We start from the raw sequence: 16,043 nt of genomic DNA, 5'->3' as shown, positions 1-16,043 counted from the left end.
CTCTCGTTTCATCAATCGAAACAGGTACCCCGTAGGGACGCCGTCCTGAATGATGCTTGAATATGAACGGGGGTTCAAAGGTTCCGCAGGCTCAACGCCCGCGGCCCTCGAATTCCCTCAGATAACTGTTGTTCGGCGACAGAATGATCGAGGTCGATCCTTCCGGTGCCGGGCCACCGTCGGCACCAAACGTGTGCCGATACGACTGCATCGCGCGGTAGAAGTCGTAGAAATCGGCGTCCTTGCCGAAGCTCTCGGCGTAGATTTTCGCGGAATCCGCATCCGCCTGCGCACGGACGATCTGCGCCTGCTTCTGACCTTCGGCGCGGATCGTGATCGCCTCCTGCTGGCGCGCGCTCGACATACGCTTGAGCGCGCTTTCGAGTGGCAGGCCGACTGGGAGGTTCGCCTGCTTGATACGGACGTCAACGATCTCGACGCCGTACTGGCTGGCGACGCGCTGGAGACCCTTCTGAATGTTGTCCATCAACTCCGAGCGCTCGGGGCTGAGCAGTTCGACGAAGCGCCGCTTGCCAAGTTCGTTACGCAATGCCGAACCGAGGATCGGACGAAGCTGATCGGGGATCCGGTCCTCGCTGCCGACCGCATTGCGCATCTTGCGCGGATCGACGATCCGGTAACGCGCATAGGCATCGACCTCGAGCCGAAGCTGGTCGGTCGACAGCACCAGCGTGTTGTCCAGCTCCAGATCCTGCACGCGCTTATCGATCCAGACGATCCGATCGACGAACGGGATGCGGGCGATCAAGCCCGCGCCGGTCTGGCCGAACGGCGTATTGGGCTGCCATGCGTTGACGGTGCGGATCGGCTGGCCGAAGCGCAGGATCACCGCCTGCTTGGTCTCGGGGACGATCGCGAAGGTCGATGCCGCGAGGATCACCAGCAGCAGCGCGATGATGCCGGCGACGATCGGGTTGCGGAAACTCACGGCGTTCACTGGGCAGCTCCAGGCTGGGGGGCAGCCGCTGCCGCGGCTGGCGCTGGGGTCGACTGGACAGCCTCCGGGTTCGGCAGACGCTTGGCGTTGGACAGCGGCAGATACGGCACCACCCCGCCCGGCGTCTCGACGATCGTCTTATCGCTCTTGGCGAGCACCGCCTCCATTGTCTCGTAATACATCCGGCGACGCGTCACTTCAGGCGCGAGCTTGTACTGCTCGTACACCTTGTCGAACGACGCGGCCTCACCCTGCGCGCGGGCCACGACCTGCTGCGCGTACGAGCGCGACTGGTTGAGGTTGGCGATCGCCTCCTGCTGCGCGGCGGTGACCGCGTTGAAGTCCTCGACGATCCGCGCAGGCGCGGCAGCCTGCTTGATCGCAACGCCTTGGATGCGGACACCCGACTTATAGTCGTTGAGAATCTGCTGCGTAAGTTCGGCGACGCGCTGCTCGATGACGGTACGGCCAGTGCCGATCGCCTGGTCTAGCGTCGTCGTGGCGACCACCGCGCGCATCGCGCTCTCGGCAGCAGCGCGGACGGTGTCGTTCGGCTCGGCGAGCTGGAACACGTAATCGCGAGGATCCGAGATGTCCCAACGGACCGAATACGCCAGGTCGATGATGTTCTGGTCGCCCGTCAGCGTCAGGTTCTCGCCGTCACCGACGGGAAAATTGTCGGTACGGATCTTCTGCACGTCGACCACCGTCACGTCGGCGATCGGCGCGGGCATCGTCAGGCGAACGCCCGGATCGAGCGTACCGGCGTATTTGCCGAAATAGGTGACGACGCCGCGCTGCTGCGGACCGATCTGGTGGACCGAGGTGAACAGGATCCAGACGACCGCGATGATCGCGACGCCGATCGCCCAGAGTGCGCGGGCGTTAGCGCCCGAGGGCAGGCCGCCGAAGCCGCCCGTGCCGCCACCGCCGCCGCCCGAGCCGCGCGCTTTACGCAGGAACTCGTCGAGCGCGGTCGGCTTGGCGGCAGGCTTGCGGCCACCTGGAGGTTGCGCCCAGGGATTACGCGGGCCGCTGTTACCGTCGTCGCCCGAGCCGCCCCAAGGGCCTTTCGGTGTTTCGGTGGCGAGGATATCGGGGCGCCGGAACCAGCGCGAGAAGATCGTCATACCAACCTTTATAGGTGTGCGCTGGCGGAAAAACAGTGCCAAGCGGCCTTAGCGGTCCTATCTGGCGCGGATGATCGACATCGAAGGCGTAAAGGCGGCGGTTGCTGCGGTAGCGGGCAAGCGGGCGACCGTCCGGCTCGAAGGGACCCGAGCGGGCATCATCATCGATGCGACCGGGCTCGACCCGCAGGCGCGCGATGCGCTGGAAGCGACCGTGCGGATGGCCGCGACCCAGCCCGGCGTGACCGAGGTGCGGATCGCGGTCACCGCGGAACGCTCGACCCGCCGGCTGATCGCGGTCGCCAGCGGCAAGGGCGGTGTCGGCAAGTCGACGCTCGCCGCCAATCTCGCTATTGCGATGTCGCGTGCGGGCCGCCGCGTCGGGCTGGTCGACGCCGATATCTACGGACCGTCGCAGCCGCGTCTCATGAACGTCGAGGGTACCCGCCCGACCGCCAAGGACAAGGTGCTCGACCCCGTCCCGACCCCGTACGGCGTGCCGCTGCTGTCGATGGGGCAGCTGGTCGAGCCCGGCAAGGCGATCGCTTGGCGTGGGCCGATGGCAGCGGGCGCACTCGGCCAGCTGGTCGAGGCGGACTGGGGCGTGACCGATACGCTGGTGCTCGACCTGCCGCCCGGGACCGGCGACGTCCAGCTGACGATGGTCCAGAAATACCGCCCCGCGGGCGCGGTGATCGTCTCGACCCCGCAGGATCTCGCGCTGATCGACGCCCGCCGCGCGATCGACCTGTTCGAGAAAGCGGGCATCCCGATAATTGGTCTGGTCGAGAACATGGCGGGCTATATCTGCCCGCATTGCGGCGAGGCATCTGACCCGTTCGGCAACGGCGGCGCGGAGGCGGCCGCGCGCGAGCTCGGCATCCCGTTCCTCGGTCGCGTGCCGCTGACGATCTCGATCCGCACCGCGTCCGATGCCGGCACGCCGCCCGCCTCGAACCCGGACGATACGATTTTCATGCCGATCGCGGCTCAGGTCGTCGCATGGCTCGGAAAACTGTGAAACCCGCAGGCCTGATCCACGTTGTGTTATTACCGGTCGTACCCGACGCGTAGAGTCGCGGTACGAGCGGACCAGGTTTCTTCTTGCAGGAGGCATCGATGCCGTTGACCGCCGATGCCGACATCAAGTCTTTGCTCGAAAACGCCCGCACGATCGCGATGATCGGCGCCTCGGACCGCCCCGATCGTCCTTCCTACGGCGTGATGGCGAAGCTTCAGGCACACGGCTACCGCGTGATCCCGGTAAACCCTCAGATCACCGGTGAGCACGTCCACGGCGAGTTCGTCTTCCGAGACCTGTCGCAACTCGGCGACCCGATCGACATCGTCGACATCTTCCGCAACTCGGCTGCTGCTGGCGAAGCGGTCGATCAGGCGATCGCAGCAGGGGCGAAGGCCGTCTGGATGCAGCTAGGCGTGGTCAACGAAGAGGCCGCGGCACGCGCCGAAGCCGCCGGCCTCCAAGTCGTGATGGACCGCTGCCCGGCGATCGACATTCCCCGGCTCGGGGTCGCCAAGATCGAGCAATGACGCTTGCCCTCCCCGGCGATCGCGGCCAGTCTGCGTGTCTGTCCGGGAGGCGCCGATGCTCGCGATGCTGCTGTCGATACTGATCGAAGACCCGCTGATGGCAACCGCCAGGGCCCGCATGGCCGCCGAGCAACCCTGTATCCAGAGCGCGGACGAGACCGACATTACCGTCTGCGGTATGCGCACCGCCGATCGGTTCCGCGTGCCGCTCGTCCTCCATGAAGCGGGCGACCCAAAGCACGAGAGCGTCCGCAACGAGCGTACCCGCCTGCTCAATCGCACCTCCCCGCTGGCTGATCTCAGCCCGTTCCAGGTCGGCGGCGGGATGGCGGGCGTCACCATGACGGTCGGCGGCGAAGGCGGCACGTCGTTCCGCAAGCCCGCGCCGTAAGGACCTGATCATGTTTGCCATAATCCTGTCCGCGCTGCTCCAGGCGTCCGCCACTACCTCTGCGCCTGCGGCACCGCCGGTGCCGGAGCGCTTCTCGATCCTCGTCGACCCCTGCGCCACGCAGACGAAGGACGGAAACGAAGTCGTCGTCTGCGGCAAATCCGCGACGACCACCCCACGCCTGCCGATGCGCGACGATCGCGGCCCGTCCGATCACGCGATTGCCTCCAACCCCAACCTCAGCGCCGTCCGCGCTCTGGAATTGTCGGATACACCGTGTGCGGCGCGACAGGGAGGATGCCAGGTCGGCTTCGGCCCACCGATCGCCCCGATCGCCAAGGCTGCAGTAGGATTGATCAAGAGCGCGCTGGCGAAGAAACCCGACAAGCGCAGCCGCGTACCGATCGATCTCGATGGCCCCGTCGGCTCAGTGAACTAGACGGCATGAGCCGGTGAAGTAAAACAGTTTAGTACGTAACTTCGAGGTCATCGCCCGTACATGTTTCCCCGCGAAGGCGGGGACCCAGTCTGGGCTCCCGCCTTCGCGGGAGAACAAGGGGGAGGTAGCTTTGCTGTCCACCACCCCGGCGAAGGCCGGGGCCCAATTGGGGGATGGCGCTAACGAAGCGCGCATATCGTTACTGCAACCTCTCCAATTGGGCCCGGCCTCCGTCGGGGTGGTGGTGCTCAAGGACTGGCGGACCATCAATCCAGAATATGCATCCACATCGGCTGCCCCACGAGACTTTGCGACCCCCGCAGTTTCTCCAGCGCCTGCGCAATCGAGCGTTCCGGGCTTTCATGCGTCACGATCGCCACCAGCACGCTGCCATCCGCGATCGCGCCGCGCTGGATCAGGCTCTCGATCGAGACGCCCGCGTCGCGCATCGCCGCCGCGATCTCCGCCAGCACCCCGACCCGGTCCGCAACGGTGAAGCGCAGATACGCACGCCCCCGCCGCTCGCCGCTGTCCGCCTTGGGCGCTGCCGTAAGCGACACCACCGGCATCGCGAACGGCGGCCCGAACTCGCCGCGCGCGATGTCGATCAGGTCGGCCACCACCGCGCTCGCGGTCGGACCATCGCCCGCACCCGCACCCTGGAACAACAGGCGGCCGACGAAATTACCTTCCGCCACCACCGCGTTCAGCGAGCCGGTGACGTGCGCCAACGGGTGATCGATCGGCACCAGATGCGGATGGACGCGCTGGAACAGTCCGTCCGCCCCAGCTTCCGCCAGCCCGAGCAGCCGCACGCGATACCCCAAAGCCGCTGCCTCGGCGATGTCCGCCCCCAGCAGATGCCGGATGCCGCTGATCGCGACGTCGTCGAACGCCGGCTGCGTCCCGAACGCGACCGCCGCCAGGATCGACAGCTTGTGCGCTGCATCGACGCCGTCGATGTCGAAGCTCGGATCGGACTCGGCAAACCCAAGCGCCTGCGCTTCCGCCAGCACCTCGGCAAAGTCGCGACCTTCGGATTCCATCTTCGAAAGTATGAAATTGCAGGTACCGTTCAGGATCCCATAAACACGCGCGATCTCGTTCGCCGCAGCACCTTCCCGCAGCCCCTTGATGACCGGAATGCCGCCCGCGACCGCCGCCTCGAACTTCAGGGCAACGCCTGCCCCTTCGGCCGCCCGCGCGAGTTCCAGCCCGTGATGCGCGATCATCGCCTTGTTCGCCGTGACGAAACTCCGCCCCGCCCCCAGCGTGCTCCGCGCGAGCGTCAGCGCCGGACCATCGGAACCCCCGATCAACTCGACCACGACATCCGCCCCCGGCTGCTTTGCCAGCGCGGTCGTATCGTCGACCCACGCGAACCGCGACAGATCGACGCCGCGATCCTTGCCCCGATCACGTGCCGAAACCGCGACGACCTCGATCGCGCGCCCGGCCCGCCGCGCAATCAACTCGCGGTTCGCATCCAGCAATCGGATAACCCCGCCGCCAACGGTCCCCAGGCCCGCAAGGGCCACGCGCAATGGTTCGCTCATTTTCGTCCTCCACTCACGCGTCCGGTTACGTTTCGCGGACGTTTTGCGCAATCCTGATGACGCACGGGGTTGCGCGCCCTATCTGGGCGCAATGTCCGGCCGCTTCGATCACCTCCCCAACCGTCGCACGATCATCGATCGCCGCGCCGTCGCCGAAACCATCGCCGCGTTGGAGGGCGTCGACCCGACCGCGCTCCGCCGCGACGCGACCGCGTTGCTGAAGGCGGCGCTGGAAAAGGGTCGCGTCGAGGTCGAACGTCGCCTCGTCGAACACCCATCGCGCGGATTGGAAGCATCGAGTGCGCAGGCATATCTGATCGACGCGCTGCTCCGCATCCTGTTCGATTTCACGACGCAGCGGCTCTACCCCCTGCCCAATCCCACCGCGGGCGAGCGCCTCACGCTGATCGCCGTCGGCGGTTACGGCCGCGCGGAAATGGCGCCGCATTCGGACGTCGATATCGGCTTCCTGACCCCCGGCAAGCAGACGCCCTGGGCCGAGCGCGTGATCGAATCGATGCTCTACGCGCTGTGGGATCTCGGGCTGAAGCTCGGCCAGTCCAGCCGCTCGCTCGACGAAATGGTCCGCCAGGCCAAGAGCGACGTCACCGTCCGCACCGCGTTGCTCGAGGCGCGCTACGTGTGCGGCGATACCGAACTTTACGAACAGGCCTCACACCGCTTCAAGACGGAAGTCCAGGCCGACACCGCGCGCACCTTCATCGCCGACAAGCTCGCCGAACGCGACGCGCGACATCGGAAGATGGGCGACACGCGCTATGTCGTCGAACCCAACGTCAAGGAGGGCAAGGGCGGCCTGCGCGATCTCCACGCGTTGTTCTGGATCGGCAAATACATCTACGACGTTCAGCGCGCCGCCGAACTGGTCGAGGTCGGGCTGTTCACCAAGGCCGAATACCGCCTGTTCCACCGCGCCGACAATTTCTTCCAGGCGGTGCGCTGCCACCTTCACAGCATCACCGGCCGCGCCGAGGACCGCCTCACCTTCGACCTGCAACGCGAGATCGCCGACCGGATGCGGTTCTCCGACCGCCCCGGCAAGTCGAAGGTCGAGCGGTTCATGCAGTTCTATTTCCTGCAGGCAAAGACCGTCGGCACGCTCAGCGGCGTCTTCCTCGCGCATCTCGACGAGAAGTTCGCGGCGCGCGGCCGGCGTTTCGGCCTGCCGACGATCCGACGCTCTCCGCGCAAGCTCAACGGGTTCGTGCTCGATCGCGGTCGGCTGGCACTGCCCAGCGATGACTTCTTCCGGCTCGATCCCGAACGACTGATCGAGATCTTCCAGCTCGCCGACAAGCACGGCGTCGAGATCCACCCGCTCGCGATGCGCGCCGCGGCGCGGGACGCCAAGCTGGTCGACGACGTCCGCACCAGCCCGACGGCGAACGCGCTGTTCCTCGACGTGCTGACCTCGCCCCGCGATCCCGAACTGGTGCTGCGCTGGATGAATGAGGCGGGCGTGTTCGGCCGCTTCGTGCCCGATTTCGCGCGCGTCGTCGCGCAGATGCAGTTCGACATGTATCACCATTACACCGTCGACGAACACACCATCCGCGCCATTGGCCTGCTCGCGCGGATCGAGAACGGCACGCTCAAGGAGGACCATCCGCTCGCCAGTGCGATCTTCGAACAGATCGTGTCGCGGCGCGCGCTGTACGTTGCGGTCTTGCTTCACGACATCGCCAAGGGCCGCGGCGGCGATCATTCGATCCTCGGGGCGGAGGTGGCGCAGCGCCTGTGCCCACGCTTCGGCCTGACGCCCGCCGAAACCGAGACCGTCGCCTGGCTGGTGCGCTGGCACCTGCTGATGTCCGCCACCGCGTTCAAGCGCGACCTCAGCGATTTCAAGACGATCCTCGATTTCTGCGACGTGGTGCAGAGCCCCGAGCGCCTCCGCCTGCTGCTCACGCTAACGATCGTCGACATCCGCGCGGTCGGGCCGGGCGTGTGGAACGGCTGGAAGCGCCAGTTGCTCGGCGACCTCTACGAATCGGCCGAGGAAGTCCTGCGGTTGGGCCATAAGCAAAAGGGTCGCGCCGAGCGGATTGCGGCCAAGCAGCAGCATCTGCGGGACGCGCTAGGCTGGAGCGAGGAGTCGTTCGCGACACTCGTTCACCGGCTCCCCGAAGCCTATTGGATTGCCGAACCCGAAGACGTGCTGGCGCACAACGCCCGCTTCCTGGCGACCACGGGCGACGCGCAGCTCGCCATCGACGCGCATGTCTATCCCGGGCGCGGGGCGACATTGGTGACGATCTACGCCGCCGATCATCCCGGGTTGTTCTACCGCATCGCAGGCGCGATCCACGTCGCCGGCGGCAACATCATCGACGCGCGCATTCATACAACGCGGGATGGAATGGCCGTCGACAACTTCCTCGTGCAAGATCCGTTCGGGCGGCCGTTCGACGAGTCCGGTCAGCTCTCGCGCCTAAAGACCGCAATCGAGGACGCGCTTGCCAACCGCGGCAAGCTTGCCGACCGCCTCGTCGCGAAACCGCTCCCCCGCACGCGTGCAGAGGCGTTCGACATCGTGCCGAATGCGCTGGTCGACAACAAGGCGTCGAACCGGTTCACCGTTGTCGAGGTCAATGCGCGCGATCGGCCGGCATTGCTCAACCAGCTCGCCAACGCGCTGTTCCAGTCGAAAGTGACGATCCACTCCGCGCACGTCGCGACCTACGGCGAGCGGGCCGTGGATACCTTCTACGTCACCGACCTGACCGGCGATCGGATCACCCAGCCCGCGCGGTTGAGGACGCTGGAGCGGCGCCTGCTGGCGGCGGCGGCAGGCGAAGAGATCGATCTGGCCGCTTAGCGCGCTTCCGGTTCTCCCGCGAAGGCGGGAGCCCCGGGTAACAGAGCGTAGCGCCTGTAATCCTGGGCTCCTGCGTTCGCAGGAGAACCGGGGTTTTCAGGGAGCACGAGCACGAAAAAGCCGGCCCGCAGCGAACTGCGCGCCGGCTTTTCATTCAGTCACACGATCAGAAGCGCGAGCGCAGCGTCAGGCCGTAGGTGCGTGGCTCGGCGAGGAATGCCGAGTAGAGCGCGTTGCCGGTGCCACCATAGGCTGCGACGTTTGCCGAAGACCCGGCACCCTGGAACGGCGTGTTGAACGCGACCTGGATGTAGTTCTTGTTGAACACATTCTGTGCCCAGAACTCGAGCGCCCAAGCCTGGTCCTTGCCGCGCAGGCCAACGCGGGCATTCACCACGGCGAAGCCGTCCTGCTTCTTCTCCGGCGCCAGATCGGAACCGGTATTATAGTCCGACGACAGGCGGCTATCGACATAGATCAGCCCCGACATACCGTTCGAGCCGAGATCCGGCGTCCAGGCGAACGACGTCGTGACGACGTTCTTGGGGGCGTTCGACAACTGGCTGCCCGGCAGCAGGAAGAGTGCGCGGTCGAGCGGCTCGCCGGTGGTCGAGCTGCCGATCAGGTTCTTGCGGAAATGGGTATCCGCATAGGTATAGCCCGCCGTGAACGTGACCTGCTTGATCGGCGACATCGTCGCTTCCAGCTCGACGCCCTGCGAGATCACGCCCGGCTTCTTCGAACGGTTGGTCGGGCACCCTCCGGTCTGCGCACCAGTGACCGGATTGAACCCGTTGTCGCTATCGAGGCCGCCCAGGCTGTCCTTGCACGCTTCGATGTTCTGCACGACGAAGATCGAGCCGTTGAAGGTGTTGAGCTGGAAGTCGGTGAACTCCTCGCGGAACGCGGCGACATTGAACGTGAAGCCACGCGTGTTGAACTTCGCACCGAGTTCGTAATTGTTCACCTTCTCGGCGTTGAAGCGCAGGCCCGGTGCATCGGCATTGGTCCGCGGCGTCAGCACGCCGTTTACCCCGCCCAGATCCGAACGGTCGAGGTTGTAGCCGCCCGCCTTGTAGCCCTTGGCGAACGACGCGTAGGTCAGCAGCTTGGTGAACGGCTTCCACGACAGGACCGCCGTGCCGGTGAACTCGCCGTCGCCGAAGCTGTCGTTGAGGTTCAGCGCGTTCAACGCCGGGCTGGAGTTGCCGGTGCAGGTCAAGGTCACGATGCCCTGCGCGAACGCCGTGGCGCCGCTCTGCGACTGCGTGAGGGGCGCGAGTGCCGCCTGCTGGATCGGGCAGACCGTGTTGTTGTTGTTGAACTTCGCGTTGAACTTCTTCGTTTCGTGCGTGTAGCGAAGACCGCCGGTCAGCGACAACGTGTCGGTCAGATGCAAGATGTTGTGTGTGAAGAACGCGTAGTTCTCGCTCTTCTGGCGGTAGATCGAGCCGGAGTCGCCGACGTTGTTGACCCCGCCACCGAGACCGACCCCACCGGTCAGGCGGTCGAGCGCCGACGTGATCAGGCCGCCAGCCGGGCCAAAGGCGCCGGCGATTGTCGCGCGTCCGGCCGCGCTCATGCAGCCTGGGTTGTTCTGGTTCTGCAGCACGGCGTTCGGGCTGACTGTGGCGACGAGCCGGCAGGCCGCGAACTGCCCGTATTGCGCGCCGAAGACGACGTTATCGACCAGCTTGAGCTTCTCGTTCGAGTAGAAGCCGCCGACCAGCCAGTCGAGCTTGTCGTTGAACAGCGAACCCTGGAGGCGCGCTTCCTGCGTGAAGGTCTTGAACTGGCGGTAGGCATTGCCGTCCGCCGCGCGGTGCGTGAGATCGATGTTGGTATAGTCGACATCTCCCGCGTTGCCCGACTTGTACTGGCGATACGCAGTGATCGACGTCAACGTCGCGCCACCGAGATCCCAGTCGGCCTGCAGCGAGCCGCCGTAATCCTTGGTGGTATTCCGGAAGGTCTGACCGGGCGTGATCGCGACGTCGCGGCTGAACGGATCAGGCGTGTTGCCGGCCAGCGGGAACACCGCACCCTGGCGACGCAGGATGTCGACGATGCGGTTCGTCGTGTTGTTCGTGACCGCGCCATCGGTGTTGACGGTGGCGAAGAACGGCGCAACGCCGGCTGCGTTCGGGGTGGGATCGGTCGTCTCGACCTGGTTGTAATAGACCGCGCCGCAGCAGCTTTCCTTGCGGTGCGAATAGTCGCCGATCAGGCGGAAGCTCAAGGTATCGGTCGGCTTGAACAGCAACTGGCCGCGGACGAAATACCGATCGCGGTCGTTGACGCGGCTCTCGCTGCCGTTGGCTGCCGTGACGTTCTTGTAGAAGCCGTTGCGGTTCACGTAGACGCCGTCGACCCGGAAGGCGAGCTTGTCGGCGATCAGCGGACCGGTGACGCCGCCCGCAAGCCGCTTCTGGTCGTAATTGCCATAGGTCGCCTCGGCGTTGCCATGCCAGTCGAACTCAGGCGACCGTGTGATGATGTTGATGAGGCCCGCGGAGGCATTGCGACCGAACAGCGTGCCCTGCGGGCCGCGCAGAACCTCGACGCGGTCGATCTCGCCCAGTTCGTTGAGACCGACGCCCGTGCGGCTGCGATAGACACCGTCGATAAAGACCGCGACCGAGCTTTCGAGGCCGGGATTGTCGCCGACCGTACCGATTCCGCGAATACGCGCGGACGCGTTCGATTCGTTACCGGTCGACGAGATCAGCAACGACGGCGCAAGCTGGTTGAGCGAGCGAATGTCGCTGCCGCCCGAATTCTGCAGCGCTTCCTGACCGACTGCCGAAACCGCGATTGGCACGTTCGACAGACGTTCGGAACGGCGCGTCGCGGTGATGACGATGTCGCTGGCGTTACCCTGAATCCCGGCGTTGGCACTTGCCGCGCGCGTGGTGTCGGCGTCCGTTGCAGCGTTGGTCTGGCCCGCAACCGATGCGTTGGCGGTACCCTGCGAGGGCGACGCCTGCGCTTCGACGGTGGACGTCGCCTGTTGCGCGAATGCCGGCGTGACGATGGCCGCAGTCGCGACGGCGGACAACAGATATGCGGTCATACGCATCGGCATTCTCTCCCTGACGTGTTCGAATGTTTTCGAACTTATGGTTTGGCCGTTAGGTAGAGATATTCCACCCTTCACGTCTACTGATTTCCGCATACGGAAATCTATTTTTGAACATTGTGTCTCCAAACCGCCACATAGTACAAACAGCAAACCCTAGTTTCAAATTGCAACTTGGTTGCCGTGGAGCCGCGCGACCCGGGAGTGCTGGGTTCGGCTGCAAGACAGAAAATTGCGCTGCATTCTGAGCACCGGCCGTGAATACGAACTATCCGTCGGCTACTTGGAAAGGGAGTCTGACCAATTCCGGCCTATCGAACGAGGCTTCTCAGGTTGCGCGTCCGGCAACCCGCCTCACCGGTAGGAGGGAAGCCCGCACATCCCGTTTGAACCAATGCATACGGCCCCGGAATCTCACAGGAGCCGGAAGTCGGGCGCTAGATGCGAGCAACCAGACACCCAGTACCGACAAACAAAAAAGGCTGGCCAGTCCATCAGGACTGACCAGCCTCAAATCTCGTGGTAGCGGCCTAAGCCGCTACGCCATCACTTCGGTGCGAGCACCATCAGCATCTGGCGGCCTTCCATGCGGGGATACGCCTCGATCTTGGCGATCTCCGCGACGTCGTCCTGAACGCGCTTCAACAGGTTCATGCCGAGCTGGCCGTGACTGAGCTCGCGACCGCGAAAGCGCAGCGTGATCTTGACCTTGTCGCCCTCGCCGATGAAGTCGTTCACCTTCTTCATCTTCGTGTCGTAGTCATGGTCGTCGATGTTCGGACGCATCTTGATCTCCTTGATTTCCTGCGTCTTCTGCGACTTGCGTGCGAGGTTCGCCTTCTTCTGCGCCTCGTACTTGAACTTGCCGACATCGAGGAACTTGGCGACGGGCGGATCGGCATTAGGCGACACTTCGACCAGGTCGAGGCCATGCTCGGCTGCCTGCTCAATCGCTTCGCGCGTGTACATCACGCCCAGATTCTCGCCCTCGTGATCGATCACGCGGACCTTCTGGCTCTGGATGAATTCGTTGAATCGTGGGCCGTTCATTGCGGGCGTCTGCATCGGCCGGCGCATCGTGGGAGGACGTATGGGGTTTGCTCCTGAAGTTTCTGACAATATTTGGGCCGGCGTATAGCGCAGAAACCCGCGCTCGGAAAGCCGGCCCCGTTGGATCACATATCGGGTGCGCGTGCCTCGTCTGCAAGACGCGCGATCGCTTCGTCGAGCGTCAGGATGGTCTGGGCCTGGCTGCCGAGCGTGCGCAGCGCGACCTTGCCCTCCTCGGCCTCGCGCTTGCCGACGACCAGCAGGTTCGGCACCTTCGCCAGCGAATGCTCGCGCACCTTGTAGTTGATCTTCTCGTTGCGCAGATCCGTTTCGACGCGAATGCCCGCCGCCTTCAGCTTAGCCGCAACCTCAAGTGCATAGTCGTCGGCATCCGACACGATCGTTGCCACGACCGCCTGCACCGGCGCGAGCCAGAGCGGGAAGCGGCCGGCATGATGCTCAATCAGGATGCCGATGAAACGCTCGAACGTACCGAGGATCGCGCGGTGGAGCATCACCGGGCGATGCCGCTCGCCGTCCGCGCCGACATAAGATGCGTCGAGTCGTTCGGGCAGCACGCGGTCCGACTGGATCGTGCCGACCTGCCACGTCCGGCCGATCGCGTCGGTCAAATGGAATTCGAGCTTCGGGGCATAGAAGGCGCCCTCACCCGGCAGTTCCTCGAAGTTCGCCTTGATCGTATCGCTCAGGCCGGACTGCATCACCGCCTCGCGCAATTCCGCCTCGGCCTTGTCCCACATCGCGTCGTCGCCGAACCGCTTCTCGGGGCGCAGCGCGAGCTTCACCGCATAGTCTTCGAAGCCCAGGTCCTTGTAGACGCTGTTGAGCAGCTCGCAGAACTTGCGTACTTCTTCGACCAGCTGATCCTCGCGGACGAAGATGTGCGCGTCGTCCTGCGTGAACTGGCGGACGCGCATGATGCCGTGAAGTGCGCCGTGCGGCTCGTTGCGGTGGCAGCAGCCGAACTCGGCCATCCGGATCGGCAGGTCGCGATACGACTTGATCCCCTGCTTGAAGATCAGCACGTGCGCGGGGCAGTTCATCGGCTTGAGTGCCATCAGCTCTCCCTTGCCGGACAGGACTGCGCCCTCATCCTCGCCGTTCGGGATCTCGTCGGGGACGACGAACATGTTCTCGCGGTACTTGCCCCAGTGGCCCGACTGCTCCCACTGCTTGGCGTCCATCAGCTGCGGGGTCTTGACCTCGGCATAGTCGGCAGCGTCGAGGCGACGGCGCATATACGCTTCCAGCTGGCGCCAGAGCACGAAGCCGTTGGGGTGCCAGAACACCGACCCCTGCGCCTCGGACTGGAGGTGGAACAGGTCCATCTCCGCGCCGATCTTGCGGTGATCGCGCTTGGCGGCTTCCTCGAGGCGGAAGAGATGCTGGTCGAGCTGTTTCTTGTTGAGCCAGCCGGTGCCGTAGATGCGTGACAGCATCGCGTTCTTCTGGTCGCCGCGCCAATACGCACCGCTGACGCGCGTGAGCTTGAACGCGGCGGGGTCGAGCTTCCCGGTCGAGGCCATGTGCGGCCCGCGGCACATGTCGAGCCACTCGCCCTGGCGGTAGATCGTCAGTTCCTCGCCCTCGGGCAGTTCGGCGGCCCATTCGGCCTTGAAGCTCTCGCCCTGCTGCGTCCAGCGGTCCATCAGCTGCTGGCGCGACCAAACCTCGCGCAGGAACGGCTCGTTCCGGGCGATGATCGCGCGCATCTCGGCTTCGATCGCGGGCAGGTCCTCCTCGGTGAAGGGGCGGTCCTTCGGCGCGAAGTCGTAATAGAAGCCATCGTCGGTCGCAGGGCCAAAAGTGATCTGCGTGCCGGGGAAGAGGTGCTGCACCGCTTCGGCCATGACGTGCGCAAGATCGTGGCGGACGAGCTCCAGCGCATCCGCCTCGTCGCGCGCGGTCACCAGCGCGAGCGCGGTGTCGCCCTCGAACGGCCGGTTGAGATCGCGCACCTGCCCGTCGATGCGCGCGGCGAGCGCGGCCTTAGCGAGACCGGGGCCGATCGCGGCGGCGACGTCCGCGGGGGTAGTCCCGGGCGCAACCTCGCGGACGGAACCGTCGGGCAGCGTGATTCGGAACATGACGGACATGGAGGACTTTCTGGTGTTGGAAGAGCCGCGGCTTATGCCGTCGCACACCCTATATAGGCAAGCCGGGGTCGAACGTCACGCCACCCCGAACGGGACGACATGGTTTGCCTGCGTGTGGCCGACTTCCGCGCGACCGAGATACGGCACGCCCATGTCGCGGCTCCACCGCACCATCATGTAATCGAGTGTCTCGCCCCAGGGTGGATCGTTCTCCTGCACCGCCGTCACCGCACCGAGGCGCAGGCCGGCGATGCCCTTCAACTGCGTGGCGTTGGCGACTTTGAAGAGCATGCGGTCGATCGCGTACATGGGCTCGGACACCTCCTCGACGATCAAGACGTGGTCGGTCAGGTCGGGCAGCCACGGCGTACCGATCAGCGAGGTGAGGATGCTCAGGTTGAAGGCGGCCGACGGTTGCCCGTTCAGTCCCGGCTCCAGCGCGGCCCGATCGCCGCGCACCATCCAGCCGAGCGATCGCGCGACCGTCGCTTCTCCGTCATGACGGTTGACGTCGCTGACCATCGGGCCGTGCACCGGCCGCCCGATCCGCCGGGCATAGAGCGCACCGAGCAGGAAGCCGACGTCGGAATAGCCGAGATAGGTCTTGTGCCGCGCTGCGCGGCCGAGTTCGGGCATGACCATCGCGAGGATGCGGTTCGCGCCATAGCCACCACGGAGGAACCAGATCGCGTCGAACGCCGGATCGTTGGCGTATTCGAGGAACGCCGCCGCCCTGCGGAAATCGGAACCGGCGAAGTGGCCGTCGGTCTCCAGGCACTGCGGGTGGAAGACGAGTTCGACCCCCGGGAACGCGGTGGCTACGTAGGCGGTGATCTTGGCGATCGCCGCGGGATTGGTCCGGCTCGACGCGGCGAGGACACCGATGCGCATTGTTCGTGTTCCCGACCTTGCCCCGTTTCCAAACCGCCCATA

At 65.1% G+C, this 16,043-nt stretch carries 12 protein-coding genes; 5 read left to right on the top strand and 7 right to left on the bottom strand.

Annotation, left to right across the window (positions count from 1 at the left end):
- Nucleotides 1-91: 91 nt before the first annotated feature.
- Both hflC and hflK read right to left on the bottom strand, forming a co-directional pair.
- Nucleotides 92-958 (bottom strand): protease modulator HflC, encoded by an 867-nt coding sequence (hflC, locus tag ASE82_RS00650; RefSeq protein WP_235518904.1) that lies wholly within the window; start codon nt 956-958, stop codon nt 92-94.
- On the bottom strand, nt 955-2,088 hold the full coding sequence (gene hflK / locus ASE82_RS00645) for a protease modulator HflK (RefSeq protein ID WP_056057565.1): 1,134 nt from the start codon (nt 2,086-2,088) through the stop codon (nt 955-957). The genes hflC and hflK overlap by 4 nt, the downstream gene beginning before the upstream one ends.
- A gap of 70 nt (nt 2,089-2,158) precedes the next feature.
- Between hflK and ASE82_RS00640 the strand changes: the two genes are divergently transcribed.
- The 4 genes from ASE82_RS00640 (at nt 2,159) to ASE82_RS00625 (ending at nt 4,469) form a co-directional block, all read left to right on the top strand.
- Nucleotides 2,159-3,109 carry an Mrp/NBP35 family ATP-binding protein gene (locus tag ASE82_RS00640; protein WP_056057561.1) on the top strand — a complete coding sequence of 317 codons (951 nt, stop codon included), beginning with the start codon at nt 2,159-2,161 and terminating at the stop codon, nt 3,107-3,109.
- A gap of 98 nt (nt 3,110-3,207) precedes the next feature.
- Nucleotides 3,208-3,639, top strand: coding sequence for a CoA-binding protein (locus tag ASE82_RS00635; protein ID WP_056057560.1), 432 nt, complete (start codon nt 3,208-3,210; stop codon nt 3,637-3,639).
- A 55-nt stretch (nt 3,640-3,694) separates the two neighbouring features.
- Nucleotides 3,695-4,030, top strand: coding sequence for a hypothetical protein (locus ASE82_RS00630; RefSeq protein WP_056057557.1), 336 nt, complete (start codon nt 3,695-3,697; stop codon nt 4,028-4,030).
- A gap of 10 nt (nt 4,031-4,040) precedes the next feature.
- The gene (locus ASE82_RS00625) at nt 4,041-4,469 is read left to right on the top strand and encodes a hypothetical protein (RefSeq protein WP_056057554.1); all 429 of its coding nucleotides are present in this window, start codon (nt 4,041-4,043) and stop codon (nt 4,467-4,469) included.
- 266 nt (nt 4,470-4,735) lie between these two features.
- Here ASE82_RS00625 and ASE82_RS00620 read toward each other — a convergent pair whose 3' ends face one another.
- Complete coding sequence (locus ASE82_RS00620; protein WP_056057552.1) at nt 4,736-6,025, bottom strand: homoserine dehydrogenase; 1,290 nt, start codon at nt 6,023-6,025, stop codon at nt 4,736-4,738.
- A gap of 91 nt (nt 6,026-6,116) precedes the next feature.
- Here ASE82_RS00620 and ASE82_RS00615 point away from each other — a divergent pair, with 91 nt between their 5' ends.
- Entirely contained in the window at nt 6,117-8,864 is a 2,748-nt protein-coding gene (locus ASE82_RS00615; protein WP_056057549.1) for a [protein-PII] uridylyltransferase, read from the top strand.
- Nucleotides 8,865-9,030: 166 nt separating this feature from the next.
- Here ASE82_RS00615 and ASE82_RS00610 read toward each other — a convergent pair whose 3' ends face one another.
- The 4 genes from ASE82_RS00610 to ASE82_RS00595 all read right to left on the bottom strand — a co-directional run bounded on the left by ASE82_RS00610 (nt 9,031) and on the right by ASE82_RS00595 (nt 16,001).
- Nucleotides 9,031-11,943, bottom strand: a complete 2,913-nt coding sequence (locus tag ASE82_RS00610; RefSeq protein ID WP_056059466.1) for a TonB-dependent receptor — start codon at nt 11,941-11,943, stop codon at nt 9,031-9,033.
- A gap of 546 nt (nt 11,944-12,489) precedes the next feature.
- The gene (infC, locus tag ASE82_RS00605; protein WP_031396176.1) at nt 12,490-13,020 is read right to left on the bottom strand and encodes a translation initiation factor IF-3; all 531 of its coding nucleotides are present in this window, start codon (nt 13,018-13,020) and stop codon (nt 12,490-12,492) included.
- Between the two features lie 98 nt (nt 13,021-13,118).
- Nucleotides 13,119-15,110, bottom strand: coding sequence for a threonine--tRNA ligase (gene thrS / locus ASE82_RS00600; RefSeq protein WP_056057546.1), 1,992 nt, complete (start codon nt 15,108-15,110; stop codon nt 13,119-13,121).
- A 75-nt stretch (nt 15,111-15,185) separates the two neighbouring features.
- Nucleotides 15,186-16,001, bottom strand: coding sequence for an LD-carboxypeptidase (locus tag ASE82_RS00595; protein WP_056057543.1), 816 nt, complete (start codon nt 15,999-16,001; stop codon nt 15,186-15,188).
- Between the last annotated feature and the right edge of the window lie 42 nt (nt 16,002-16,043).

This window comes from Sphingomonas sp. Leaf230 (assembly GCF_001421745.1).
GTDB lineage: Bacteria > Pseudomonadota > Alphaproteobacteria > Sphingomonadales > Sphingomonadaceae > Sphingomonas.
Note: the sequence above shows the minus strand (reverse complement) of the source record. Positions and strands in the feature narration are given on the sequence as shown.